This window comes from Paenibacillus sp. MT124, assembly GCF_058792755.1.
Window position 1 is genome coordinate 1,265,067 of the sequence record NZ_CM179500.1, and the last position, 20,788, is coordinate 1,285,854.

Below are 20,788 nucleotides of genomic sequence, written 5' to 3' on the forward strand. Positions count from 1 at the left end.
CGGGATGGCTGAGATTCCGCGTTATTTGGAGGACCAGACGGAGGAACAGATTATGCAGCGCATGCTGGATCGTCTGCCCGCGGATCTGGATAAGTCGGAGGGATCGTTTCTGTGGGACGCGGAGGCTCCGGTTGCGTTTATGCTGTCTGAGGCGGCGCTGTGGGCGCAGGAGCTGCTTCGGCGTGGTTTTGCCAGTACGGCTGCGAGCAGTGACCCGAATTTTCGTTCGGAAGAGCTGGATCTGCGGGCAGGAGAGCATGGTATTGCGCGGCGGGCCGCTGTGGCGGCACAAGGCACGGTGAGGTTCACGGGTACACCGGGGAAAGTGGTGCCGGCGGGTACAGTTGTGGCTACCCTCGCGGATGAAGTATCTGGCGAAGCTTCGCTGGAATACGAGACCGTTGGGAGCGTAGAGCTTGGAGAAGATGGATTCGGAGTAGTTGGTGTGCGAGCGCTCGTTGCCGGAAAAGAAAGCAATGTGCCGACTGGCACTGTGACCGTGCTATCTACACCGGTAAGTGGCGTGACGTCTGTGGTGAACACGGAAGTTATCAAAGGCGGTGCTGACATCGAGGCGGATACGGCGCTGCTGGAACGCTTTTATGCCAAAGTCCGCAACCAGGGGACAAGCGGCAACAAGGCACAGTATGTGCAGTGGGCCAGTGAGGTGCCGGGCGTTGGTGCAACACGTGTGATTCCGTTATGGCAGGGGCCGGGCACGGTGGGGTTATATCTGCTGGATACGGACAAACGTGCTGCAGGCGACGATCTGGTAGCGGCTGTGCAGAAGTACGTGGACCCGACGCAGGATGGTCAAGGTGAAGGCGTTGCCCCTGCAGGTCCGGTGGTGTCGGTCATGCCAGCCGAGGAAGTGCCCATGAACATTGAGGTGAAGCTGACGCTGGCAAGTGATGCAACCTTGGCGGATGTCCGAGCATTGATCGAACGCGGGGTGACCGCGTATTTGAAGCAGCTTGCTTTTGCCGATCCTCTCGTACGCTACACCCGCATTGCTGCGATTTTGCTGGATATTCCGCCCATTATCGACTATTCGGAGCTGACCGTAAATGGTGTAAGCGACCAGAATATCGAGATGACCGCGAGTCAGGTGGCGGTACTGGGGACGGTGGATGTCCATGAGTAGTCTGCCGGGGGTTGTGGCTTCTACAGTCTCAAGCCCGAAGGGGAAAGAACTGTTCTCGTATTTGCCGAGCTATTATGAGACTTCGCGCGTTATGCAGGCCGATATGCAGTCCAAAGGAACTGAGATGGATCTGCTGTATCAGGCACTGCATGAAACATTGGATCAGTTTTTTGTCCGTACTGCGACGTGGGGATTGGATTTCTGGGAGCAGGAACTTGGCCTTGAGACGGATCGCCTCAAACCCGTAGAGCAACGACGTGCCGTGGTGGAATCCAAGCTGCGCGGTGCCGGGACATTTTCTGGCAGGCTGGTTGCGAATGTGGCTGAGGCATATGCCGGAGGCAAGGTGGATGTGACGTTTCAACCGGAGGCGTGGAGTTTTACGGTGAGCTTTGTAGACACGATGGGCATCCCGCCCAATATTGATGATCTCAAACGTGCAATTGATGAACTGAAACCGGCCCACATGGCCGTGGAATATGAGTATCGCTATTTGGTGTGGGACGACTTGGATGAAAAACAGGTAACTTGGGATGAACTGGATGCCGCGTCCCTGACGTGGAATGAACTGGAGGTGTGGGCGTAATGCCACAAGAGACGGATCGACTGAAGTTACCTCTTCCCTTGGGGAACGAGAACGTAACCCGGGAGAGTATTAACGGGATTTTTGAGAAGATTGATGCAGGTGTCGCGACACAGGCCGATTTGGATACGCTTCGTGAAGCGGTGAGCAAAATGGATATTCCCGATGCGTCTTTGACGCAGAAGGGGAAGGTACAGTTGTCGAACAAAACGGATGGGACATCTGAGGTGGTGGCGGCGACGGAGAAGGCGGTTAGGGATGCGAGGGTGGCGGCTATTAATGTAGCTACTACAGATGCGACAGCAAATGCTAAATCTTATATTGATACAAAGACATGGCAGAAACATAAACTTACGGCTGATGATGGTAAAAGTCAGTTGATTTCCGGTACAGACCTTAACTCATTGGTTGCCAATGGTCAGTACAATGGAAATAGTTTATCTAATGCTCCAAGCCAAGCGAATGTAGATGAATGGTGGTACATTGACGTACAATGCCATTCGAATGGTTCGGGTTATGTAATTCAAAGGGCAAGTCGACTTAACGGTGGAACGCAGACTCTTTACCATAGGACTCGAGAAAATAATATATGGCAACCTTGGAGCCTTGATGTTTTTCAATCTGTCAGTGATGGAAAAAAAGCAATCGCAGCCGCTATCACTGGCAAGGGAGTAGCGGCATCAGGCAGCGATACTTTCAATCAATTATCATCAAAAATTAATAGCATTAGTTCTAATATACAAATACTCACTGGTAGCGGTTCGGTAGAAGTGAATGATACTGTTGGATACAGCAGGGAGGTAACAAACCTTAATATAACAGGATTCATACCCAGAGTTGTTTATATTAGTGTAAGTGCTAGCTATACAAATAGTGGGAGTTATGACTCAGGTAGCATTAGTGGTGGCGCATGCTTAATTTACGATTCAACTCGAGGGACATTTAGTTCTGGAAACATATCTGCTACTGGTTTGTGGGGAGGGTCGGGAGCAAGATTTAATTACTCTGTCTCTGCCTCATGGGATATCTCTAGTAAAAACCTAAAGATTCGGGTAAGCGACTTACAACACTACAATGCAAAATATATTTCCGTCAGTTGGAATGTAATAGGCGTGTAATATGAAAGTGAAAAGGAGGTGAACCATGACGACAAACCAACTAACCACAGCCATCGCAACCATGCTCACAGAGCACTTCCCTTACATTTCAATCCACCCAGCAACTGGCACAGAAAGCCCCAACCCAGATTTCAAAGGTATCACCTTCCGCTTGCTATTTGCCCAACTCATAAGGGAACGTAGCGATCGCTTCGTGCAATCTCATGCGTTTGAGATCCGCTGGCTAGGTATAGAGAATATCCCGGCAACCCTGTTAGACGAGCTTTTTGAAGCACTGGAAACGATCGACGTAGAGGGCACACCTTATCGCGCAACGGAACTGCGTTGGGAGACGGAGAACGACAATCCGCGATTGCTGGTGTACTATACCATGCGAACGACCAAAGTGTCAGAGTCAGCTACGACCATGCAGCATCTGGAACAGCGACCCACCGCACTTAAAGCGGCTAACGAATAACAACCAAATGAGGGGATAACCATGAATGGAATGGGAGGAGTATTAGCGATGTTTACGAAAAAGGAACCGGACTCTAAAAAACCGGAATCCCAACAGAAAAACGACCAGAAATACAGCAAAGCACAGTTCGCTGAATCCCGACAATTGAGCCGGATAGAGAAAGACATTCTGGCAGCCGTACTACTGGAAAATGAGACGTACACTATAGAAGAAGCGCAGCAACACATCCAACAATTTATGAATGGGGAGGCACAATAATGGCTGGAGGAACATGGACAACTCAAAATAAGGTACGCCCCGGCGTATATATGAATTTTGCATCAGAGGGCTCGTTGCCGGGGACAGTAGGAGAGCGAGGAACAGTGGCTTTGGCACTTCCATTGTCATGGGGGCAAGAAGGTAAAATCCTGACCATCCAGGCCGGTGAAGATGTACAAGCCAAATTGGGCTATGATTGGACAGCACCTCAACTGCTGCTGATTCGAGAGGCATTGAAGCGGGCACAAACACTGCTCCTATATCGTTTAAATGCAGGGACACAGGCCAAGGCCACGCTGGGAGAACTAACGGTCACAGCCCAACACGGCGGTTTGCGAGGTAATGATCTGGCGGTTGTGATCTCAGCCAATATTAATCAGCCGGACCAGTTCGATGTCACGACTCTGCTTTCAACGAAAGAAGTGGATAAACAAACCGTCTCGACCATCGAAGAGTTGGAATCCAACGCATACGTTAATTTTACTGGCGAAGGTGCTCTCACAACAACAGCTTCACTTCCACTAACAGGTGGATTGGATGGCTCTGCAACGAACCAGGAGCATACCGATTTCCTATCCAAACTGGAAGTACTTGATTTTAACACCGTGGGACTGATCTCCGACGATGCTACCCTCAAATCTGTATACTCTGCATACATCAAGCGTTTGCGCGATACGGAGGGCAAGAAGGTCCAATTAGTGCTGGCAGATTATCCGGCTGCGGATCACGAAGGTGTAATTAGCGTTAAAAATGGCGTTGTGCTCGCAGACGGTACCGTCCTGTCCCCCAAACAAACGGTACCTTGGACAGCCGGAGCAACAGCCGGGGCCAATCTGAATGAATCCCTGACCTTCCGTGCCTATGACGACGCTGTAGATGTGAATGGTCGATTGACACACAGCGAGACAGAAGCAGCCTTGCGTAATGGTGAGTTTGTCTTTACAGCAAGCAGTAACCGGGCAGTTGTAGAGCAGGATGTGAACACGTTCCGTTCGGTAACACCGGATAAAGCACGTCATTTTGCCAAAAACCGTGTTGTCCGTGTACTCGATGGCATTGCCAATGACATGAAACGAATCTTTGAGTCCTATTACATCGGCAAAGTGAACAACAACGAAGATGGGCGCAGCCTGTTCCGCTCCCAATGTGTTACCTACCTGAAGCAGCTGCAGGACATCGGGGCCATTCAAAACTTTGACTCCAACACAGATATCACTGTGACTGCGGGAAATGAAACGGACAGTATCGTGATTGAGGTTCAGGTCCAACCTGTGGATTCCGTTGAAAAAGTATACATGAAAGTGAAGGTGGTTTAAGATGGCATTTTTGAAAGCAAGCGATACGATTTCCGGCCAGGAAGGCCGCGCATATGCAACGATTAACGGACAGACGGAAGAAATGTTCTACGTGAAGACGCTGGAAGCAACGGTGGAGAAACAAAAAGCAGAGGTCAAAACACTGGGCCGTCGCGGTGTCCAGCACAAAGCAACCGGTTGGTCCGGCTCGGGTTCTATGACAATCTTTTATACGACATCCCGTTTCCGTGAGCTGATGCTCCAGTACATGCAAAATGGTGTGGACACCTATTTCGACATTGAAGTGACCAACGAAGATCCTTCGTCTACCATTGGCAAACAGACCGTGACTCTTAAAGGCGTCAACCTCGACAGTGTGATCATGGCATCCCTGGATACCGAGGCCGAGGCTTTGGAGGAAGAAGTGAGCTTTACCTTTGAAGATGTCGATATGCCTGTATCGTTTAATCTGCCGAAGTGATTTTTGAAGTGACAAATATATTAGCCATAGATATATAACGAGTCCAACTTTAGCATCAGGTTTATAAAAGAAACCTGTTCAACTTGCCTGTGTTACGGGCTATTTGGCGTGTCCAAATTCTTATGCAATCTCTCTTCGTTTGAAGAGGGGCATTACATTAACAGTACATTACACATGCTCTTCGCCGCTTCTTGCGGCGGGGAGCCTAACTTTAGAGGAGGAACGAACAATGAGTGGATTGAGCATGTTTTTTGCACAAAATGCAGCGGCGGATACAACAGAGGAGTTTATCGTATCTCCCCGTTTCAAGGATGAGAAGGGTGAACCGGTTGCCTGGAAACTGCGCAGCATGACCGAAGACGAGAACCAGGAATGCCGCAAGGCAGCAACTCGCAAAATCAAGGGCAAGAACGGTGTCTACACACCTGACATTGATGCCAATGATTATATGGCTCGCCTAATGAGCGCCAGCGTAGTCTACCCTGATTTGAAGAATGCTGAGCTCCAGCGTTCATATGGCGTGATGGGGGCGGAATCGCTTTTGCGGAAAATGCTGCTGCCTGGGGAATTTGCTGCACTCGGCGAACAGGTCCAGAAGCTGAACGGCTTCAATCAGGATATGAACGAAATGGTGGATGACGTAAAAAACTAATTAAAGAGGGCGATTCGGAAGCCAATCTGGCTTATTACGCTCTCCATGAATTGAACATCCTCCCACATGAGCTGATGGCACTCTCCCCTCGCGAGCGGGCGGCGATATATGCCATGATCTCCATCCGGGTGGAGGAAGAGAAGAAAGAGCGGTCTAAGAACCGCGTGAGGAAGAAATAAAGGGGAAAGGAGGGAGAAATGAATGTATGCCATGTTTGCAAGATTATATCTGATGTCAAACAAAATGGTTCAGCAATTTCAGAATCTGCCTGTAGTGATCAATTCGGTTTTTAATCCTGGAAATCTGAGCAGAATTCAGCTTGCAGGTAGCCTACTGCGAGGTGTCTCAGAAGAACAGGCTAAAGTAAATGCCTCATTTGCGGAAGGTGCTCAGAGGGTGAAAGCTTGGATCGGTATGATCAAGTCAGCAGGGCAAACCGTACTTGTTCCAGCAGCGCAGGAAGAGGATTTGAAACAGCGTTACATGGCCGCGACTGGAAACGATGCGCAGGGTGAGACGATATTTAATCGTTATCGAGCGGAAGCTTTTAGGAGTGGACAAAATGTCACTGACGCTCTGAAGGGAGCATTATCATTCATCCCGTACGCCCAGAATACGGATCAAGTTGATCAACTAAGAGATATGACCAAACGATTAAGCATGCTTTCTCCAAATGGGAAAAGTAACTCGGATGCATCCAGTGCATTAGTAGCTGCGATGAATGGAAATAATGTTGAGCTTGCCAAATCCTTCAACATTCCTGCTGAAGTGCTGAATGGGGCTGGCTTACAGAAAAATATTGAAGCATCGGATTTGGATGGGTTTATCCAAAAACTTGATGTTATTCTGCAAAAACAAGGCTACACCCAGCAGGCTTTTGATACCATGTTGGACTCACCACTACAGAAGTGGAATGCACTTTTGAATCAGTTTAATGGGGTATTGGGTCAGATTGGGCAGGCAGCACTTGTTGCTTTAACACCATTGCTGGATCGTTTGAACGAGGCCTTCGCGAACGGAGAATTTACCGTTATTATTGGTTGGATTAGCAACGCTTTTACGATTGCAGCAAACGCACTAACCATGTTGGTGAACGGGATTTTGTATTTGGCAGGTGTGATACAACAAAACTGGGATATTATACAGCCTATACTAATGGCGCTCGCTATCGTTGTTCTGGCTCTCGTTATTGCTCAAGTCTACAGTCTAGTTGCTGCATGGTTGCTGCTAAATTGGCCGATCCTGCTCGCCATTGCTGCCATTGCGGCGATTATTGGCATTCTGAATCTGATGGGGATATCAGGCACGCAGATTTTGGGAGCGATTATTGGTACTTTTATGATGTTGGCTGAAAGAGTCAGGGTGGTCGTCGCGACAATATGGAATCTCTTTGCTATATTAGTAGATTTTATAGCTAATTTATTCAATGATCCTGTCTATGCAATCCAAAAGCTATTCTATGATTTGGGCATGTTTGTTTTGCAGATCTTCTATAATGTGATGTTAGGCATAGAGGATTTTCTTAATAAAGCTGTAGGTGCAATAGGGAGTGTTGTCTCCTTTATCAATAAAACTTTTGGTATGAACTTGACTGTGATGTCCGAATCGGATATCAAAATTGGCAGTAATACGGCCAAGGAATGGATGGATACGCTAGAGTCATGGGAGCCGCAAAGTGATCAAAATGTATTCCATTCAATGAGAATGGATGGACAGTACAATCCTGATGCGTATGGAAAAGGACCGGAGATGGCGGAGAAGTTATTTTCGGGTTTTTCAACGGGTTCAAAAGCAGATTCCAAAGAAACAAGTTTACCTGGTAATTTTGGCGGTTTTACACCCAAAACATCTTCCATGCCAACCATTCCAACTGCACCTGCTCCCGCAATGGTCCCCAATAACAATATGAGCAACATTAACAAAATCAACAATATCGGACAGGTCGATAAAATCGGTGACGTGGATGGCACGGTGGATGTAACAAGTGAAGATCTGAAACTGATGCGCGAACTTGCAGAGATGCAGGCTATTCAGCGATTTGTCAGTTTGACACCAACCGTTCAGGTCACCACCGGAGATATCAACAGCGGACATGACGTGGACAGCATCATCAGCAAAATCACCGATGGACTGAACAGTCAGATCGTCTCCAGTGCCCAGGGGGTGTATGGATAAGTGGAATATTATATTCAACTAAGCTTTAATAACCGCTCTGAATACATGTTTTTCCCGGTGACACCAGAGAGCATTGAGTTTTCTGATTCGGGAGACGGTAGTACGTTTAACGTGAGCGCTTTGGGTGAAATTAACGTGATTAAGTCGCCGAAGCTGCGCGAGGTCAGTTTCAGCGGCATATTTCCGGCGGACTACAGTCCGTATCATCTGAATTACGATGCAAGTCATCCGGCAGTACAGAAGGAATATTACCGTGATCCGTATGAATATGTGAAAAAGATCATCCGTTGGATGCAGACGGGCAGACCCGTCAGACTTTTCTTTTCCAGTGCAAGGTACACGATTAACATGGCCGTTTCCATTGAGAGCTTCGACTGGAAGGAGACAGCGGGTACGGTGGGGGATATCCAGTATGATATCAAGCTGAAGCAGTTCATTTTCTATGCCGCCAAAAAAGTAGTGCCACTCAAGGACAGCAAAGATACGGCTGCTTCGAAAACAAAAACTAAAGCCTCCCGTCCCAATGAAAAAATCCAGCCCAAGACGGTCACTCTCAAAGCCGGAGACTCCTTGTGGTCTGTTGCCAAAGCCCATCTGGGAGACGGATCTCGCTGGAAAGAACTGCAGAAGCTGAACGGCATCAAGGATGCACAACTGAAGAAGCTCCCCATTGGACTGGTGATCAAGCTACCGTGAAAGGAGAGGGAACATGCAGCAGCAGATCAGTTTGGATAACAAGCAGGGCAAGGTGAAGGAGCAATTATGGCTGGATGATAAGCTGGGCAACATCTGGGATATTAGTGAGATTGCCGGCGAAATTACCTACAAAACCTCCCGCATTGGTAAGCCATCCTCTCTGGAATTCACGTTGATCAAGGGGAGCTTATTCCAGAATTCGAAGTTCACATATGAGAATGGATACGTCGTAAAGTATGTCAGTAACGAAGTGGGGATATTTTTCGGGTATATCTTCTCGGTGGACAGCGGCAAGGACGAAAGTGTCAAAATCAAAGCCTACGACCAGACTCGCTATCTGACCGCGAACCAGACGTACCAGTTCGTTAACGCAACCGCTGCGGATGTGATCAAACGAATTGCAACTGACTTTCAGTTGAAGATCGGGGATCTGATTCAGCCTAAATATGTCATTCCGCGTATGTTATTTGATAACAAGAAGCTGATCGACATGATCTGTGAGGCACTGGACAGAACGCTGATTTATGGCGGCAAAAACTATATCTTTTACGACGACTTCGGCAAGCTTGTGCTTCGGGATGTGGAAGAGATGCCTTATGGCTTTGTTATTGGGGATAACAGTCTGCTGACGGATTATAGCTATACACGGTCTATTGACGAACAGACATATAACAAGATCAAGCTGTATCGGGACAACAAGGATACGGGAAAAAGAGAAACGTTCGTCCATCAGGACTCAGGCAGCATTCGTCAATGGGGGCTGCTTTTTTTGTACCAAAAAGCGTACGATGGCCTGAATGAAGGCCAGATCGATGCCATGCTGAAAACCCTGATGACGCTGCGTAACCGAGAGACACAGTCATTGAAAGTGGATGCGCTGGGCGATTTCAAGGTCAGGGCAGGCAGTTATGTCAATATTCAGATTGAGGAATTGAAGATTAATCAATATTTTCTGGTAGACGAATGTACACATAAGGTACAGGGAGGCGTGCACACGATGTCGCTGGATTTGAAGGTGGTGTAACAATTCATGATGCTGGATGTAATTAAAAAGGCGGCAGTAGCCGCCGTAGATGCCAAAGCCCCAGTTCAGGTCATGTACGGAACAGTGACGAGGATAGAACCCTTGGAGATTACCGTTGAACAACGGCTGACATTGGCGGAACCTTTTCTCGTGATGCCGGAATCCGTAGCGAGGAAGAATTGGACTGTGGGTGACCACGTCCTGCTGCTCCGGGTGCAAGGTGGAGACAGCTTCGTTGTGCTGGATCGGTTGGTGAAGACATGATTCCACAAGGTGCACAAATGAGTGCAGAAGAACAGGAAGAACCAGCTGTTGTTCCAAGCCTGACCTATCTGCTTCAACCATCTGGGCAGCGAATTGGGAGGCTGCAGTTGGACGGAAAAGAGGCGGTGAAACAGGCCGTGTACAAGGTATTGTCCACACGCCGTTATGAGCATCTGATCTACTCATCGGATTACGGCATGGAATGGTCCTGGGAGGGAATGGCCGGACGATCCATGGTGGAATCCGAACTGGAGCGCTGGATTGTGGAGGCTTTGCTTCCTGATGATCGCATTTCAGATGTAACGGAGTTTGATTTTGTTCACGAGGCGGATGGGGTACGGGTGTCTTTTACCGTGGAAACCAATTTTGGCTCTTTTAGGGGAGAAACGGAGGTGAACATGAATGGTTGAAGAGCAGACGTTTGAGGTCATTTTAGAGCGAATGCTGGACAAAGTACCGGATGGAGTGGATAAACGTGAAGGCAGCATTATCTATGATGCGCTCGCGCCAGCCGCTGTGGAAATGGCCCAGATGTACATTGAGCTCGATATTAACGCCAATCTGAAATTTGCGGACACAGCTTCCGGGGAGTATTTGGACCGAGCAGTGGCCTGGTCTGGCATTACCCGGAAAGCGGCAACCCAGGCACGCTGGATCGGCAGCTTCAAGGACAACGGGGGCAAACCGGTAGAAGTTCCATTGGGGAGTCGTTTTTCCACAGGGGATCGGGTGTATCTGGCTGTCGAACGAATGGCAGCGGGGAAATATGCGCTGCAATGTGAGGTTGCCGGAGCGGAAGGCAATGAATACACAGGGGCGCTGCTGCCCATCGATTATATCGCCGGACTGACAACAGCGGAACTGACCCAGCTGCTTGTTCCAGGTGAAGATGAGGAAACAGATCAGGCTCTGTATGACCGATATCAGGACAAAGTCTCCCGTCCGGTAACGAGTGCCAACAAATATCAATATGAACTATGGGCACGGGAAAATTCGGGGGTTGGTAAAGCGAAAGCTTTTCCGCTGTGGGATGGTCCCGGGACGGTTAAAGTGGCGCTGTTAAACAATGAGATGCATGCACCCGCTGAGGCGGTGATTCACGCGGTACAGGATTATATCGATCCAACCCAAGATGGGATGGGCGAAGGCGCTGCGCCTATTGGACCTGTGGTCACCGTCGTGGGAGCAGAGGAAGTACCGATTGATGTGGAGGTGCAGGTCACACTTGCTTCAGGCTCAACGTATGAGGGGGTAAAAACGCTGATTGAAGAGGGCGTTACTGCCTATCTGAAAGAGTTGGCATTTGCCGATCCGCTAGTCCGTTGGACACGAATTGCCAATGTCATTCTGGATATTCCGCCTGTGATCGATTATAGCGATCTGTTGGTGAATGGCGGCATGTCCAATCTGGAGATTGCACCCGGTGCAGTAGCCGTTCTCGGGAAGGTGAAGGTGACATGAGTAAAGCTGAGGTGTTGATGTCTCTTTTACCCCCGTTGTATGAAAATGTGCTGGAGATTCAGTTGCTCACGGAGACCGAAGGTGAAGAACTGGACAAGCTTGCGGCGGGTTTGGAAGGTGTATTGGACCAATTTTATCCGGAGTCTGCAACCTGGGCATTGGAGCGATATGAGCGGGATCTGCAAATTCCAACGAATCCAGCCAAGCCGGAAGAACAGCGGAGATCCGTCATCATCTCCAAAATGCGAGGCAGCGGCAAAGTCTCAGGGTGGATGCTTAAAAATGTGGCAAAGGCTTATGAAAGTGGCGGGATCGAGGTTTCCGTCTCACCCGAGGAGTACCTAATTCGAATTCGCTTCATAGATACATGGGGATTGCCGCCTAACCTTGATGATCTGAAGGCAGCGATTGAGGATATCAAACCGGCACATATGACCGTGGAATATCGCCTGCGGTATTTGACGATTGCTGAGGTCGAGAACATGACGTTGGATGAAATCGAACAGACCCGGCAGGATAAATTTTCAGGAGGTGGAGCTTAACATGAATGAACCAAAAACACCGAATCTCGGGCTAAATAAGATTGACCGCAGCTCGCCATCGACGACCTATTTTGATTTGGACAAGTATTTGGATCAGAACTGGGAGAAGGTTGATGGTTTTGCGGAGCAGGTAGAGGAGAAGGTTGAAGAGACCGCTGCACAGGTTAGTGGTATCCAAGAGCGGCTGGATACGGAAAAGCGTAGACCCGTGACGTTGGAGCCAGGGTTGCAGATTATTAATGCTGAACGTGCTTCGCCGTTTAAGTTGGAAGGATTGAAGGGCCGGACGCTGGTGAACTTGTTGGGTCGTGCGGGAGGTTGTGAATCTATTACGGGATGGACTAAGAGCACATCAGCAACTATTGAGTTGTCTACGACTAACGTCAACAACGGAAGCAGAAACTTTAAAGTAACGCAAAGCGGAGTTGCTGGCCAGTCATATGTGAGGACGCCTGCATCAGCAACGGCAAATGTAAATCCAACTAATTATTATATCGCATTAGCTTGGATTAAAAACGAAACATCTCAAGCATTCTCTGCTCGTCTTGTAACCGCTGATGGCAGTGCTGCAATTACCGGGGCAAAATCCGAAACAATTTTAGCGGGTGCGACTGGACTTGTATGGCGTGCGTATACGCCAACTCAAATGGGCAGCAACACGAAAGCAGATATGGACGTTTATACAGCCGGATCAGTAGCTGTGGGCAGTTTTTATTACGTTGACTCATTCCGTATTTATGAAATCAGTGCAGCTGAATATGCAGCACTCGACAGCATGACGTCGGAACAAATCGCCGCTAAGTATCCTTACGTTGATAGCGTTCAACCCGTGCGAAATCCGTATGCGATTCGTTACGGGGAGAATTTGATACCGCCGTTTTACGAGTGGATCAATTCTGTGATTGGCGTCGCCAAGAACAATATCGTCGGGGCTTATGAACTTTACCAAGAATCCAAAGACGAACAGAACTATGCCACCAGCTTGGTGCAAATACCAGTGATTCCGGGGAAAACTTATACTCTCAGTGGTGAGGTTATCAAGAATCCCAACACAGCAGTAGACGCTTTGTTCTTCTATTGGTTAGATATAAATGGGAATCGGCTTCCCGGCGAAGATGCAACAACTCGAAAGTATAGAGGGACTTACATTGTACCTACTAACGCCATGCAGATCCAATTGTATTGTGTTATGGACGTGCGTAACGATTCCGAGGCTTACAAAAATCAAACGATCAAAAATATAATGCTTACGCTTGGCAACACAGCCAAGCCGTTCAAACCACGTGAAGACGCTATGCTCGCATTACAAACGGATCTATTCGCTGATCCATTAAACGGGACGAATGCTGACGAAGTGTTCGAGAAGGACGGGCAGTACTTCAAACTGGCTAAGTGGAGAAAGTACGACATAACACATGAAAACCTTCCTATAGTCGGAGTTAGTAGATATGTTGGACACGTCTTAGTATCAGGTTACGTGAATAATCGCTCCGAGACGACTACTGAACGGAGTTTTATGGTCAAGTATGACGGCAAGCTATTAACGTTAGATGCAACAAATAACGGCAGAAGCGCTCCAGATCAATTCAATGTGGGAAATAAAGATTATTATCCTGGAGCGGTATGGATATCAATTTCCAACGCAGAAAGTGGATGGGGAGACGCATACACCCCGACAACCGACGAGATTAAGGCGTATTTCATGGGATGGAAAATGTTTACTCAAAACGCATCTGCTTCAGGGGTTTTTAACGGAACTGGTACCAAGGCATGGGCTTATAGACTGGCGGCAGGATTTGAAGGCTATGCGGGCGGGGTTACTTCTTTGCCAACAACGCAGGCTCCTATAACCGAATCGTGGATGTCATACCAACTCGTATATCAACTTGCAACGCCAACTATCGAACCGATCACGTCAGAAGGACAATTGACGTTAATCGAAGGAAGTAACCAAGTTGAAGTGGGAACGGGCTTGGTTGTACGTGAAAGCGTGGAGTCAATCTTTGCAAATGAATACTATCGCTTCAACGACACGACTTTAGTAGGAACAACCTTGAAATATAAGCTGGCAAAGCCACTGTATATGTACCGAAACGGTCAACGTGACCAAGGATGGGAATTTATCTCGGATCAATACGCTTACGGACTGTACAAAGCGCGGAAGACGCCGAGTCAATACGATCCGTCAGCCACGTACACGATAACGTACCTTATGTTAAACACTTCTCCGGTTGCTCCATTCGTCGGATCGGTATCCGAGAATGAAAAGGCGTTACTTACGGATATGAACGATATCATGCGCCAAAACGCGGCGGCGGTATCCGTGATCGAAGCAGCGATTAACGAAGCTGTTCGTAATATGTCGCAACAAAATAAAAGAGATGTTTGGGGGGAGATTCTTTAATGGCTGACGTTATTAAATACATGTTCGAAGGCGCACTTCCTGCATCTTCAACCGATGTTTATACAGTACCGTCTGGTAAATGCACGGTCGCAAAATCGTTCGCTATAACTAATGCATCAGGAATTCCTCTTACGTTTAGGCTAATCGTAGGAGGAATTACCGTAGCTTATGATCACACCATAAAAGCTTTTGGTACATTGTTTATAAATGACTTAGACATTCCATTGCTGTCTGGGGAAAATATCACCGTTATGGGGTCATCTGGGTCCGTTAAGATGTATATAACAGGACTTGAACGAGATTACGTTGCGAGCGAATATCCATACCAAACGATTGCATATTCCTTGTTTGGAACTGCCATTACGCCTGCTAATAATTTTGATGCTATGATAAAGGCTATCGTCCTTTGTAACCCAAATTCTGGCGGTGATGCTCAAGTGGGCATTACCCTTCAAAATTATTTGATTCCTCCTCAACAAGTAGTTAAGACCAAGGATTCATTAATTATCCCATTACCTAAACTATTTTTACCGAAAGGAAGGCAAATAACCCTTAACGTAGCAGGGACTAATACCAGTTGCCGCATAGGCATCATTTTAGAAAAGGTGGGTAATTAAATGCCGTTAATTGATAATTACTTGCTGGACAATTACGCGATTGACGGGCCGAGTTCTGAAAAATACGCAAGTGGCGTAGTAAGCGCACATACAGGAACAGGTATGGTAGGAACTCACTTCAAGACAGGTACAACCTCAACGGGGTTGTACTATATTAGCGTTAATATCGCTTTCGGGTTTTCTCCTAAGATTATAACTTTTAGATATCGCTCCGAAACCGACAATAGCTTTTCCGTTATTGTCAATTACTCCAGAGACTTCAAGAAAGACGGGTACAGTTATGTAGGGGTTAGACCATCCGGAGGGGGTCAATATGAGTTGCTTGTAAGTGATAAAGTCGAAACAGGTATTATGTTCTATGTTAACGAAACGGGATTCAGATTGCCAATTGGGGTTGGCGCGTTAGCAATTCCATCACTTTTATGGGAAGCATTCGGTTAAACATTTGAATAAGCGAAAGGTAGTGGAAAAATGAACGAACAAGAACCGAAAAATAAAATCGGCATGAAGGTTTATTATGACTTGAACTCTGGTAACGTAATCGTCATTACTCCGGAGAGCGCCGGAATCGTCGTTGAAACGACACGCGAGCAAGATTTCAAATTGTATAAGGCATTGGATGACAAGGTACCCGAAAGCGTAGGAATGATTCAACTTGAACACGGTGAATACTCCTTGGATCGTGCCGAAGGCGGAGTGATTGAAAGAGTTGATCTTGAAACATTGAAGCCATTGTTCTCTTATCCCGATCCAATTACACAAGAACCACAAGTACCTGGCATTTCATTAAGTGACCAAATTTCCGACTTGACACAAAAGCTAATTGAATCGAATGAGCGGAATGAACAATTGGCCGAAGAAAATACACTCAATCAAATCGCGCTCATGGAGCTACATGCTATGATGCTGAGTTTGATGCCACCTGAAGAAGCAGCACCTACGGAAGAAGTTCCTGCAGAAAATGTCCCAGAGGAACAAGCACCAGAAGAAACGGCAAATGAAGAATAAGATTGCCAGCTGTTAATCAGGTGGGGAATTGCACTCATGAGAGGGGGTGAGACTATGTTAGCTGTATACGTCTCATTGATTCAAAAAGGCGTGATTACAATAGATGTTGTTCCTGAATCGAGTCGAAAGAAGGTAGCAGAGGCTCTTGAAACTGCAAGAGTAGAACAACGAAGAAATATCGTTTAACAAGTGTTCCGATAATTGGAGCACTATTTTTATGTCTTCTGACACGTGATTAATAAAATTAAAGGAGGTGAAACCATGGAAAAATGGGACACTATATGGAAATCGTTTGTAGCTTTGCTAACCAGCTCAGCAACCTACTTCTTCGGTGGCTGGTCAGGCGTGCTTGGGGTACTGCTCGTATTCGTTATCCTCGACTACCTAACGGGTATCGCGGCAGCGGGTGCGAGTGGCAAGCTCGAAAGCAATATCGGGATGTTTGGCATCGCGCGAAAGGTATTTATATTTGCAATGGTATCGGTGGCTCATCTGGTGGACGGTGTTCTGGGAGACGGACATTTGTTCAGGGATGCGGTCGCCTTTTTTTATATCGCGAATGAGCTGTTATCTATTATTGAAAATGGGGGCAAACTGGGAGCACCGATTCCGCCTGCGATCCGGCAGGCCATTGAAGTGCTCAAGGGCAAGGGAGGGGACGGTGGGATTCCCGGCAACTACACTCCACATTCCGGAGAATCTATTGCCCCGTCAGAGCCTAAGGATGTGGATCAACAGATCAGGGATGACACGAAGTAAGGACTCAACATTCATTTCAATGTGCCCTGTGACAACAGACAGAGCACTACCAATTTAAAAAGTCTGTGCCAAGAGCAAAAGTAGTGAAAGATACGGAATCGATTCTGAAGAAGCGGTAGCGGTCGCCTTTGTCTCTGAATTTTACCCTTTTAAATAATGAATCATAAAAATTTGGAGACAACAGCGATCGGAAGAACGATCCGGATCTGGAACGGTCACGTGCCGACTAGGTATGTTTCCCTTGGTGGGTTAATAGATAATCAACCTACTGTACCTTTTACCATCAACAAGGGACACGCACACAAGCAATCCCAAGACTCTTGGCATTAACTATATACAAACGGCAATTGCCGCATAAAGGGTGTGAGAAACATGCAAACCAGAAGCTCAGGCAACACGCAGGGCATTGACGTCTCCCGCTACCAGGGCAATATCGACTGGCCCAAAGTGAAGGCAAGCGGCATGACGTTTGTGTTCATCAAGTCAACCGAGGGGCAGACGTATACCGATCCGAATTTTCAGAAAAATGTAAGCGGCGCACTGGCGGCAGGCATGCTGGTTGGAACGTACCACTTCTTCCGGGCAACGTCCACGGATGGGGCCAAGGCGGAAGCGGCGCACTATGCGAGTACGCTAAATAAGGTCGGAGGCGCGAAGGCGCTGCAGCTGCCACCGGTCATGGACTATGAGAACAACCCGGGCAATCTGAGCAAAGCCCAGATCAACACGGTAGCCAAAGCCTTTTTAACTGAACTGCAGCGTCTTACGGGCGTAAAACCAATCATATATACGGGCAATTCATTTGCCAGTAATTTTGAACCTTCACTTGGCACGTATGATCTGTGGGTTGCGAGGTACAGCAGCACACGTGTGCCGGATGATCAGCCTGCCTGGAAAAGTTGGACATTCTGGCAGTATACGGATTCGGGCAAAGTGAATGGAATTAGCGGCAACGTGGACATGAATGAGTTCGAAGGATCGGCAGCGGAGCTGCGGGCCAGATATGCAGCAGCCACGCCGAAGCCGCCTGAACCATCCGAGCCTGTGAAGCCGACCGAACCACCGAAAGGGGGCGAACCGATGACAGCCGAAGAGAAAGCAGCGTTTGATGCGCTGAAGGCGCAGGTAGATAAACTGCAGGCGCGTCAGCAGATGGAAGTTCCAGTGTGGGCGAAAGCAGCCGTGGATGCGGCACTGGCGTATGACACCAAAAATCCGCTGTTCAGCATCGACAATGGGGCGAGTTATGATTTTTACCGTTTTATTACGGTCATGTATCGCAGAGGTTTGTTTAAGAAGTGAGTTAACACCGACATAATAAAGCTATAATGGACGTTACCAGAGCGGGATTAAGAGGGGACACATCGGCATTATCATGTCGAATGGTGTTCCTTTTTTGTGTTTTATGTAATTAAAATTAACGTACGAATAAAGTTGAAGACTTATGTCCGCAAAACTCTTGTCTAATTGATGAATGTGATGTAAAGTAAGTTACACGAAATTGTTTTTAACCACTGTTTATTTACATAAATCTCCTCACCATGACAGAGCCTTAACATGACAAGTTATTGTAATGTCTCCCTGTTGTCCAATCCCTGCATTTTCGAACATACACACTCATACACGCAGCCTCATACAACTACCTTCATAAGAAAATAAGACGTACTACATCCATTTTAGCTTTTAACGGAGCGTTAGATGCTGCCCAACCTACTCAATGGCAAATGCCAAACTTCATGAGCATACGAACAAAATATATCCCAAACAAACAATGTTCTTGTACCATCTTCTAACAACATTCTCTTTGTGTTCTTTGTCTTCTAACTCAATTTTCACTTCCACTCAAATAGTAGAGTGTTGTTGCTAATTGACCTAAGTTCAATTGTTGCTCAACATAGCCGAACGAACGCTTCTTCAAAAGGTAACCTTGTGGATTCGCATAATACGTGCTCGGTACGCAAATCCGTAAAAAAAAACGAATAGTAATCCATCCTATTCTAATACGACCATATTTACAGGTATCACAGGCACCTAAAGCCTTTCATTGATACAAGCAAGCACCGAACCAATGGCTATCATTGAAGTTTTTTCACGCCAGCATTACACACATTATGAGACAGGGAAGGGTGTTGTACGTATGCGAATGAGAAAGAAATGGATGTCCGGTTTTGTGACTCTGGCTTTGAGCACCGTCTTGGTGTTGTCAGGCTGCTCCAGCAATGAAGAAACAGGCAATTCACCTGCTCCGGCAGAAGGTACCGATCCCCCAACAGAAACGGCAGCTCAGGATACGATGATCATGGGCCGCGGCGGGGATTCGGTGGCATTGGACCCTGCGATTGTAACAGACGGGGAGTCGCTGAAGATTGGGCACCAGGTCTTCGACTCATTGCTGGATTATAAGGAAGGCGAGACTGAGGTTGTTCCTGGTCTGGCAGAGAGCTGGGAGATTTCGGCGGATGGCCTGAAGTACACGTTTAAGCTGAAGTCCGGTGTGAAGTTCCATGATGGAACAGATTTCAATGCAGATGCTGTTGTGTTTAACTTCAACCGTTGGAGCGATCCGGCGAGTGAATATAAATTCGAAGGGGATTCCTTCGACTATTACGATTCCATGTTTGGGCCAGAGGATGGCCGTGTCATCAAGGAAGTGAAGGCGATTGACGAGACGACTGTTGAGTTCACGCTGAACCAGCCGCAGGCGCCTTTCCTGCAAAATATCGCGATGACCCCATTCGGTATTGCCAGCCCAACAGCGATTCAGGAGAAAAAAGAGAATTTCAAAAGCGAGCCCGTGGGCACAGGCCCATTTGTATTCGTAGAGTGGAAGCGGAACGACTCCATCACCCTGGAGAAAAATCCGAATTACTGGAAAGAGGGCTTACCGAAGCTGAACAAAGTCATTGTTCGTTCGATACCGGACAACACGGCACGCTTCAATGCCCTGCAGAATGGCGAGATTGATATCATGGAGGACCTGAACCCGGATGATCTGTCCATCCTCGAAGGCAACAGTGAGCTGCAGAAGATCGAGCGTCCACCGTTCAACGTGGCGTATATTGGCTTTAACTTCAAGAAGAAACCCTTTGATGATGTAAAAGTAAGACAAGCTCTCAACCACGCGGTGAACAAGCAGGGTATTATCGATGCTTTCTTTGCCGGACAGGCTCAACCTGCCGTGAACCCGATGCCGCCAACCCTGTGGGGTTACAATGACGCGATTGAGGATTACCCGTATGATCTGGAAAAAGCAAAAGCATTACTGGCCGAAGCCGGCTTCCCTGACGGGTTGCCAGACCCGGTGACGTTCTATGCAATGCCGGTATCCCGCCCTTACATGCCTGACGGCAAGAAGGTGGCCGAAGCCATTCAGGCTGATTTTGAGAAAATCGGAGTGACCGTCAACATCGAATCGCCGGAGTGGGCGACTTATCTCGATGATGCAAAAGCCGGAGAGAAGGACGACATCTACATGCTCGGCTGGACCGGAGATAACGGCGACCCGGATAACTTCCTGTACACGCTGCTGGATAAAGACGCAATTCCGGGCAACAACCGCAGCTTTTATGTAAACGAAGAGCTGCATGTGCTGCTGACCGATGCGCAGAAAGAGACGGATCAGGACAAACGCGCCGAGCTGTACAAACAGGCTCAAGTGATTATCAAGGAAGATGCACCGTGGATTCCACTTGTGCACACGACACCTATTCTGGCAGGTAAAGCAAACCTGAAAGGTTTTGTGCCGTCTCCACTGGGCAGCGAATCCTATGCAAATGCTTATTTTGAATAACGGATTTATGTGATCTAAAATCATCATCATTTTTCGTTTCATCTTTCGAGGCGCTGGTGA

The 20,788-nt window shown here is 47.7% G+C and carries 23 protein-coding genes; all 23 read left to right on the plus strand.

Going from position 1 to position 20,788, the window contains the following annotated elements:
• The first annotated feature begins 4 nt into the window (after positions 1–4).
• The 23 genes from AC3RCI_RS05815 to AC3RCI_RS05925 all read left to right on the plus strand — a co-directional run bounded on the left by AC3RCI_RS05815 (position 5) and on the right by AC3RCI_RS05925 (position 20,728).
• On the plus strand, positions 5–1,144 hold the full coding sequence (locus AC3RCI_RS05815) for a baseplate J/gp47 family protein (RefSeq protein ID WP_492527956.1): 1,140 nt from the start codon (positions 5–7) through the stop codon (positions 1,142–1,144).
• A complete protein-coding gene (locus AC3RCI_RS05820; RefSeq protein ID WP_492527958.1) occupies positions 1,131–1,730 on the plus strand; it encodes a YmfQ family protein in 600 nt (199 codons plus the stop codon). The genes AC3RCI_RS05815 and AC3RCI_RS05820 overlap by 14 nt, the downstream gene beginning before the upstream one ends.
• Positions 1,730–2,845: a pyocin knob domain-containing protein gene (locus AC3RCI_RS05825; RefSeq protein WP_492527960.1), complete on the plus strand. Its 1,116-nt coding sequence runs from the start codon at positions 1,730–1,732 to the stop codon at positions 2,843–2,845. The genes AC3RCI_RS05820 and AC3RCI_RS05825 overlap by 1 nt, the downstream gene beginning before the upstream one ends.
• Before the next feature lie 25 nt (positions 2,846–2,870).
• Positions 2,871–3,302 (plus strand): phage tail terminator family protein, encoded by a 432-nt coding sequence (locus AC3RCI_RS05830; RefSeq protein ID WP_492527961.1) that lies wholly within the window; start codon positions 2,871–2,873, stop codon positions 3,300–3,302.
• 48 nt (positions 3,303–3,350) lie between these two features.
• Entirely contained in the window at positions 3,351–3,560 is a 210-nt protein-coding gene (locus AC3RCI_RS05835; protein ID WP_492527963.1) for a YqzN/YkzM domain-containing protein, read from the plus strand.
• Positions 3,560–4,876, plus strand: coding sequence for a phage tail sheath family protein (locus tag AC3RCI_RS05840; protein WP_492527965.1), 1,317 nt, complete (start codon positions 3,560–3,562; stop codon positions 4,874–4,876). The genes AC3RCI_RS05835 and AC3RCI_RS05840 overlap by 1 nt, the downstream gene beginning before the upstream one ends.
• 1 nt (position 4,877) lies before the next feature.
• Positions 4,878–5,336 carry a phage tail tube protein gene (locus AC3RCI_RS05845; protein WP_017690162.1) on the plus strand — a complete coding sequence of 153 codons (459 nt, stop codon included), beginning with the start codon at positions 4,878–4,880 and terminating at the stop codon, positions 5,334–5,336.
• Between the two features lie 229 nt (positions 5,337–5,565).
• Complete coding sequence (locus AC3RCI_RS05850; protein ID WP_492527967.1) at positions 5,566–5,988, plus strand: phage tail assembly chaperone; 423 nt, start codon at positions 5,566–5,568, stop codon at positions 5,986–5,988.
• A gap of 201 nt (positions 5,989–6,189) precedes the next feature.
• A complete protein-coding gene (locus AC3RCI_RS05855) occupies positions 6,190–8,163 on the plus strand; it encodes a phage tail family protein (protein WP_492527969.1) in 1,974 nt (657 codons plus the stop codon).
• The gene (locus AC3RCI_RS05860) at positions 8,164–8,859 is read left to right on the plus strand and encodes a LysM peptidoglycan-binding domain-containing protein (RefSeq protein WP_492527971.1); all 696 of its coding nucleotides are present in this window, start codon (positions 8,164–8,166) and stop codon (positions 8,857–8,859) included.
• Between the two features lie 13 nt (positions 8,860–8,872).
• Entirely contained in the window at positions 8,873–9,883 is a 1,011-nt protein-coding gene (locus tag AC3RCI_RS05865) for an XkdQ/YqbQ family protein (RefSeq protein WP_492527972.1), read from the plus strand.
• A gap of 6 nt (positions 9,884–9,889) precedes the next feature.
• Complete coding sequence (locus tag AC3RCI_RS05870) at positions 9,890–10,147, plus strand: DUF2577 family protein (protein ID WP_492527974.1); 258 nt, start codon at positions 9,890–9,892, stop codon at positions 10,145–10,147.
• Complete coding sequence (locus AC3RCI_RS05875) at positions 10,144–10,557, plus strand: DUF2634 domain-containing protein (RefSeq protein ID WP_492527976.1); 414 nt, start codon at positions 10,144–10,146, stop codon at positions 10,555–10,557. Before AC3RCI_RS05870 ends, AC3RCI_RS05875 begins: the two co-directional genes overlap by 4 nt.
• Positions 10,550–11,608, plus strand: a complete 1,059-nt coding sequence (locus AC3RCI_RS05880; RefSeq protein ID WP_492527978.1) for a baseplate J/gp47 family protein — start codon at positions 10,550–10,552, stop codon at positions 11,606–11,608. Before AC3RCI_RS05875 ends, AC3RCI_RS05880 begins: the two co-directional genes overlap by 8 nt.
• The gene (locus AC3RCI_RS05885; RefSeq protein ID WP_492527980.1) at positions 11,605–12,150 is read left to right on the plus strand and encodes a putative phage tail protein; all 546 of its coding nucleotides are present in this window, start codon (positions 11,605–11,607) and stop codon (positions 12,148–12,150) included. The genes AC3RCI_RS05880 and AC3RCI_RS05885 overlap by 4 nt, the downstream gene beginning before the upstream one ends.
• 1 nt (position 12,151) lies before the next feature.
• Complete coding sequence (locus AC3RCI_RS05890) at positions 12,152–14,554, plus strand: hypothetical protein (protein WP_492527982.1); 2,403 nt, start codon at positions 12,152–12,154, stop codon at positions 14,552–14,554.
• Positions 14,554–15,171 carry a hypothetical protein gene (locus AC3RCI_RS05895; protein WP_492527984.1) on the plus strand — a complete coding sequence of 206 codons (618 nt, stop codon included), beginning with the start codon at positions 14,554–14,556 and terminating at the stop codon, positions 15,169–15,171. The genes AC3RCI_RS05890 and AC3RCI_RS05895 overlap by 1 nt, the downstream gene beginning before the upstream one ends.
• Positions 15,172–15,612 carry a hypothetical protein gene (locus tag AC3RCI_RS05900; RefSeq protein ID WP_492527986.1) on the plus strand — a complete coding sequence of 147 codons (441 nt, stop codon included), beginning with the start codon at positions 15,172–15,174 and terminating at the stop codon, positions 15,610–15,612. It begins immediately after the preceding gene.
• Positions 15,613–15,642: 30 nt separating this feature from the next.
• A complete protein-coding gene (locus tag AC3RCI_RS05905) occupies positions 15,643–16,179 on the plus strand; it encodes a hypothetical protein (RefSeq protein WP_492527988.1) in 537 nt (178 codons plus the stop codon).
• A gap of 54 nt (positions 16,180–16,233) precedes the next feature.
• Entirely contained in the window at positions 16,234–16,365 is a 132-nt protein-coding gene (locus tag AC3RCI_RS05910; RefSeq protein ID WP_492527990.1) for a CD1375 family protein, read from the plus strand.
• 75 nt (positions 16,366–16,440) lie between these two features.
• Complete coding sequence (locus AC3RCI_RS05915; RefSeq protein ID WP_492527992.1) at positions 16,441–16,938, plus strand: phage holin family protein; 498 nt, start codon at positions 16,441–16,443, stop codon at positions 16,936–16,938.
• 372 nt (positions 16,939–17,310) lie between these two features.
• On the plus strand, positions 17,311–18,240 hold the full coding sequence (locus AC3RCI_RS05920) for a glycoside hydrolase family 25 protein (protein ID WP_492527994.1): 930 nt from the start codon (positions 17,311–17,313) through the stop codon (positions 18,238–18,240).
• Positions 18,241–19,081: 841 nt separating this feature from the next.
• Positions 19,082–20,728, plus strand: a complete 1,647-nt coding sequence (locus AC3RCI_RS05925) for an ABC transporter substrate-binding protein (protein ID WP_492529812.1) — start codon at positions 19,082–19,084, stop codon at positions 20,726–20,728.
• The last annotated feature ends 60 nt before the right edge of the window (positions 20,729–20,788 follow it).